The sequence below is a fragment of the Pseudoxanthobacter sp. genome (assembly GCF_036822375.1).
In the GTDB taxonomy this organism is placed as follows: Bacteria; Pseudomonadota; Alphaproteobacteria; order Rhizobiales; family Segnochrobactraceae; genus Pseudoxanthobacter.
Genome location: NZ_DAISHT010000215.1, coordinates 1 through 5613, shown reverse-complemented (window position 1 = coordinate 5613; position 5613 = coordinate 1). Strand labels below are relative to the sequence as shown.

General features: G+C 69.3%; 5 protein-coding genes. 3 read left to right on the top strand and 2 right to left on the bottom strand.

The window, feature by feature from the left end:
- Nucleotides 1-615: inositol monophosphatase family protein (locus V7067_RS14950; RefSeq protein WP_334176703.1), on the top strand; the 615-nt coding region annotated here is incomplete at its 5' end.
- A 112-nt stretch (nucleotides 616-727) separates the two neighbouring features.
- Here the strand turns inward: V7067_RS14950 and V7067_RS14945 are convergent.
- The gene (locus tag V7067_RS14945) at nucleotides 728-1735 is read right to left on the bottom strand and encodes a magnesium transporter CorA family protein (protein WP_334176702.1); all 1008 of its coding nucleotides are present in this window, start codon (nucleotides 1733-1735) and stop codon (nucleotides 728-730) included.
- 335 nt (nucleotides 1736-2070) lie between these two features.
- Between V7067_RS14945 and V7067_RS14940 the strand changes: the two genes are divergently transcribed.
- Together V7067_RS14940 and V7067_RS14935 are read left to right on the top strand one after the other, a co-directional pair.
- Entirely contained in the window at nucleotides 2071-3060 is a 990-nt protein-coding gene (locus tag V7067_RS14940) for a flagellar motor protein MotA (RefSeq protein ID WP_334176701.1), read from the top strand.
- 18 nt (nucleotides 3061-3078) lie between these two features.
- A complete protein-coding gene (locus V7067_RS14935) occupies nucleotides 3079-4107 on the top strand; it encodes a peptidoglycan -binding protein (RefSeq protein WP_334176700.1) in 1029 nt (342 codons plus the stop codon).
- A gap of 100 nt (nucleotides 4108-4207) precedes the next feature.
- Here V7067_RS14935 and V7067_RS14930 read toward each other — a convergent pair.
- On the bottom strand, nucleotides 4208-5613 hold a 1406-nt coding region (locus V7067_RS14930), incomplete at its 5' end, for an ATP-binding cassette domain-containing protein (protein WP_334176699.1).

The window sequence follows — 5613 nt, the reverse complement described above, 5'->3', positions numbered from 1 at the left end:
CCCGGCTGGGGCTTCCGCATGGAGGAAGCCGGCGAGGTGGCCGGCGACGGCCAGCATGTGTGGCACATCGATCCGCTCGACGGCACCACCAACTTCCTGCACGGCATTCCGGTGTTCGCGGTTTCCATCGCGCTGGAGCGGCAGGGCCAGCTTGTGGCGGGCGTCGTCTACAATCCGGTGATGGACGAGCTTTACACGGCCGAGCGCGGCAACGGCGCCTTCTTCAACGACCGTCGCATCCGCGTTGCCGCCCGGCGCGATTTCGCCGACTGCGTGGTGGCCACGGGCATTCCGCATCTCGGCCGGCCCGACCACGGCCGCGGGCTGGTGGAGCTGCGCGAGGTGATGGGCCAGGTCTCCGGCATCCGCCGCTTCGGCGCCGCCGCCCTCGATCTGTGCTGGGTGGCCTCCGGCCGGCTCGACGGTTTCTGGGAAGCGAACCTGAAGACGTGGGACATGGCGGCCGGCATCGTCCTCGTGCGCGAGGCCGGCGGTTTCGTCAGCGATTTCGAGGGGCGGGACCGGATGCTGGAAACCGGCCACATCGTTGCCGGCAACGAAGGTGTGCAGAGGACGCTGCTCGGCCACGTCCGGGCCGCCCACGCCCGCATGTGAGGCGCCGGCACCGGCCGGCAGAACGGAACACGGGCGCCGCACGGCGCCCGTTTTTGTTTTGCGGCGTGTTCGTTTTGCGGAGCGAGGGGGGCGGACGCGGGGGCGCGGCCGGCTACAGCCAGCGCTTCCAGCGGAAGAAGGCATAGGTGCCGACCGCGGAGATGAACATCAGCGCGATCGACACTTCATAGCCATATTGCCATTCAAGCTCCGGCATGTGCTGGAAGTTCATGCCATAGATCGAGGCGATCAGGGTCGGCGGCATGAAGACGACCGCCAGAACCGAGAAGATCTTGATGATCGCGCTCTGGTCGAGATTGACGAGGCCGAGCACCGCGTCGAGCAGGAAGTTGATCTTGGCATCGAGCGAGCCGGCGTGGTCGGACAGCGAGCGCACGTCGCGCGTCATCGACTTCATCTCGCCGCGGTGGCGGTTGAGGCCGGCTTCCTCGATATGCAGGCTGAGGAAGGCGACGGTGCGCGACAGCGACAGCAGGCTTTCCTGCGCGCGGTTGGTCAGCATGCCCTGCCGGCCGATGGCGCGGATGATGTCGTGATAGTTCGGCCCCTCGGTGCGGCGGTCGGAAACGCCGGCCTCGAACACCGCCCGTGAGATCGCCTCGATTTCCGCCGAGATCGCCTCCAGAATGTCGGCCATGCGCTCCACGACGGCATCGAGCAGGTTCATCAGCGCGATGGCGCCGCTGATGGGCTCGGTGCGCTGCTTCAGCAGGCGATAGCCGGCCAGCGGAAACGCCTTGGGCTCGTCGTAGCGCACGGTGACGAGGCGGTTGTTGGCGGCGATGAAGGTCACCGGCGTCGTGCCGGGCTTACCCTCCGAAATGCCGCACAGCAGCGTGGCCGTCAGGTAGACCGCGCCGTTTTCCACATAGAGGCGGCTGGAGGTCTCGATCTCGGCCATTTCCTCCTGCGTCGGCAGTTCGGCGCCGATCACGGATTCGGCCAGCCGCTCCTCCCAGTGGGTGGGGGCGACGAGGTCGATCCACACCACGCCTTCCGGCAGCGGCACGTTCTCTTCCCAGCGGCTGCGGCGCACCGGGCCGCGCACCGGCAGCCCGTCCTCGCCCACCCCGGTTTCTTGCAGATAGCAGGTGATCATCGGCAATTCTCTCCGCAGGGCAGGGCCCGGGCTGGCGGGCGGCGGCAGTCCGGGGTCTTGCCGTCCGGGGTCGGTGTCTTGCTCGGTGTCTTGCAGTGCAGGCCGGGCGGGTCGTGCCGCCGGCTGCACCACCGGCAATGGCTTGGTTCTGCGTCACTGATATGACAGGGGCAATCGCATCGGCATATCCGTCAGCTTCCGGAGGCGGGCGCCATTTCCTTAAGCCGTTCTTCAGCCTGAAGGGAAGCGGACATCGCAACGGCCGATTTCGTTTGGCCCGGCGGCGCCGTTCGCGCTATGCAAAAGCACTCCCGAACGCAATTGCAAGACCGGCCATGGCGCGAGACCTCGATCCCTACCGGCTTTCCAGCCCACAGGTCTACCTGTGGCGCATGGTGATCTTCCTCATCATCGCAGCCTGCGTGGGGGTGGTGCTGTACCGCTCCATCGCGCGCGCGTTCATGGCCAATCCCGGGCTGAACGGGCTCATCTGGGGCGTGCTGATCATCGGCATCGTGCTCGCCTTCCGGCAGGTGATCCGCCTGTTTCCGGAGGTGACGTGGGTCAACGGCTACCGCGCCGGCTACGCCGGCCTTGAGGTGCGCCGCCCGCCGGTGCTGCTGGCGCCGATGGCGGCGCTGATCGGCGACCGCTTCGGCGACCGGCCGCTTTCCACCCCGGCGCTGCGCACCATTCTCGATTCGATCGGCACCCGCCTTGACGAGGCGCGCGACATTTCGCGCTACCTCACGGGCCTGCTGGTTTTCCTCGGCCTGCTCGGCACGTTCTGGGGCCTGCTGCAGACGGTCAGTTCGGTCGGGGCCACCATCGCCTCGCTCAATGTCGGCTCGGGCGATTCGGCCGTGATCTTCGAGGATCTGAAGGCCGGCCTTGCCGCCCCGCTGTCGGGCATGGGGATCGCCTTCTCGTCCTCGCTGTTCGGTCTCACCGGCTCGCTGATCCTCGGCTTTCTCGACCTGCAGGCGGGGCAGGCGCAGAACCGCTTCTACACCGACCTTGAGGACTGGCTTTCCAGCGTGACGGAAATCCTGCCGGCCGATGCCGCCGCCGCCCCCGGTGTGCCGGGCGATGTTTCGGCAGCGCTGGAGCGGCTGGCGCTGGCGGTGCAGGATTCTTCCTCCGGCCGCAGCGCCACCGCGGCCATGGCCAATCTGGCGGAAGGCATTCAGGGGCTGGTGCAGCACCTGAGGGCTGAACGGCAGATGCAGCGCGAGCAGGCCGAGGCGATGGTGCGGCAGCAGGCGCGCATCGAGCATTTTCTCGAAACGCTGGCCGGCGCCGTCGAGCACGACCGCCGGCGCTGAGCGGCGAAGGAGACCCCCATGTCCCTCGGCCGCCGCCGCACCACGCCGCATCTCGACCAGTGGCCCGGCTTCGTCGACGCGCTGTCGACGCTGCTGATGGTGTTCGTCTTCCTGCTGTCGGTGTTCATGCTCGCGCAGTTTCTGCTGAGCCGGGAGGTGACCTCCAAGGACACCGCGCTCACCCGCCTCAACGCGCAGATCGCCGAACTGACCCAGCTTCTCGCCATGGAACGCGCCGGCAAGGCCGATGCGCAGGACAGCCTCGCCCAGCTGCAGGCAAGCCTTGATGCCGCCCTTGCCGACCGCGACCGCCTGCAGGGCCTGCTGACGGCGGCGCAGGGCTCGTCCGCGGGGGCCGGCTCGCAGGTGAGCGAGCTGCAGGGGGCGCTGGTGCGCGAGCAGAAGGTGAGCCGCGATGCGCTGGCGCAGGTGGAACTGCTGAACCAGCAGATTTCGGCCCTGCGCCGCCAGATCGCCGCCCTTGAAACCGCGCTCGATGCCTCCGAGCAGCGGGACAGGGAATCGCAGGCCCAGATCGCCGATCTCGGCCGGCGCCTCAATCTGGCGCTGGCGCAGAAGGTGCAGGAGCTGTCGCGCTACCGCTCGGATTTCTTCGGCCGCCTGCGCGAGATTCTGGCCGACCGGCCGGATATCCGCGTCGTCGGCGACCGCTTCGTGTTCCAGTCGGAAGTGCTCTTTGCCTCCGGCTCCGACGAGGTCAATGCCGAGGGCAAGGTCGATCTCGACAAGCTGGCGGATGCCATCCTGCAGCTTGAGAAGGAAATCCCCAAAGAGATCCCGTGGGTGCTGCGGGTGGACGGGCACACCGATTCGCGGCCGCTGTCGGGCGTCGGCCGCTTCCGCTCCAACTGGCAGCTGTCGTCGGCGCGCGCCATTGCCGTCGTCACCTACCTGATCGGCCGGGGTGTCGATCCGCAGCATCTGGCGGCGGCCGCCTTCGGCGAGTTCCAGCCGCTCGATACTGCCGACACCGACGAGGCGCGTGCCCGGAACCGCCGCATCGAACTGAAGCTGACCGAGCGCTGATCGCCGCATCCCGGCCAGCCGGGCACCCGGAAAAAAAGATGGCCGGCCGCCCCCGATCCCGGGGCGGCCGGCCATTTTCGTCTTGTCGCGGCCTTTTGCGTCAGCCCTTCAGGGCGGCGGCGCCGGCCTCGAACTGCAGCCGGGCGAGGCGGGCATAGAGGCCGCCGCGGGCGACGAGATCGGCGTGGGTTCCGGTCTCCACGATGTGTCCGCCTTCCATCACCACGATGCGGTCGGCGGCCAGCACGGTTGCCAGGCGGTGGGCGATGACCAGCGTCGCCCGGCCGCGGCGCAGGCCCTCCAGCGCGCCCTGCACCGCCGCCTCGCTTTCCGCATCGAGCGCCGAGGTGGCCTCGTCCAGCAGCAGGATCGGGGCATCCTTGAGGATGGCGCGGGCAATGGCGATGCGCTGGCGCTGGCCGCCGGAGAGCGTGACGCCGCGCTCGCCGACGAGGGTGGCGAAGCCGTGTTCGAGGCCGGCGGCGATCTCGTCGGCGCGCGCGGCCCGGGCCGCGGCCAGCACTGCGGCATCGTCGGCCTCCGGCCGGCCGAAGCGGATGTTCTCCAGAATGCTGGTGGCGAAGATGGTGGTATCCTGCGGCACCACCGCGACGGACCGGCGCACCGCCTCCACCCGCGCGGTGCGGATGTCGGTGCCGTCGATCAGAATGCGGCCGGCCGTCGGATCGTAGGCGCGCAGCGCCAGGGCGAACAGCGTGGACTTGCCGGCCCCGGAAGGGCCGACGATCGCCACCGTCTCGCCGGGGCCGACGGCAAACGAGATGTCGCGCACCACCGGCGGCGCCCCCGCCCCGCCATAGGAGAAGGCCACCCCCTCGAAGCGGAAATGCCCCTTCACCGGCGACGGCAGGGCGACCGGGGCCGGCGGATCGGCGATGTCCGGCGTCTCGTCCAGCAGGGCGGCGATGTGTTCGGCGGCCCCGGCAGCCTGCGAGACCTCGCCCCACACCTGCGACAGCTCCCCGAGCCCGCCGGCCGCAAAGGCGGCATAAAGCACGAACTGGCCGAGCGCCCCGGGGCTGAGGCGGCCGGCGAGCACGTCGCCGGCTCCGATCCACAGCACGCCGACGATGGAGGCAAAGACGAGGAAGATGGCGACGCCGGTGAGCAGCGTGCGCGCCAGCATGGCCTCGTGCGCGGCTCCGAAGGCTTCGTCCACGGTGGCGCGATAATGCCGGCCGGCTTCGGGCTCGAAAGTGAAGGCCTGCAGGCTGCGCACCGCGCCGATGGCCTCGGTGGCATAGCCGGCCGAGGTGGCGATCAGCGCCTGCGCATGGCGCGAACGGCGGCGAACGGCGCGGCCGAAGCCCACCAGCGGCAGCACGATGACGGGAATGGCGCCGAGCACCAGCGCGGAAAGACCCGGGCTGGTGACGACCATCATGCTGGCGGCGCCGATGAACAGCAGCAGATTGCGCATCGCCACCGACACCGACGAGCCGACGGCGGTCTTGATCTGGGCGGCATCGGCGGTCAGCCGCGAGA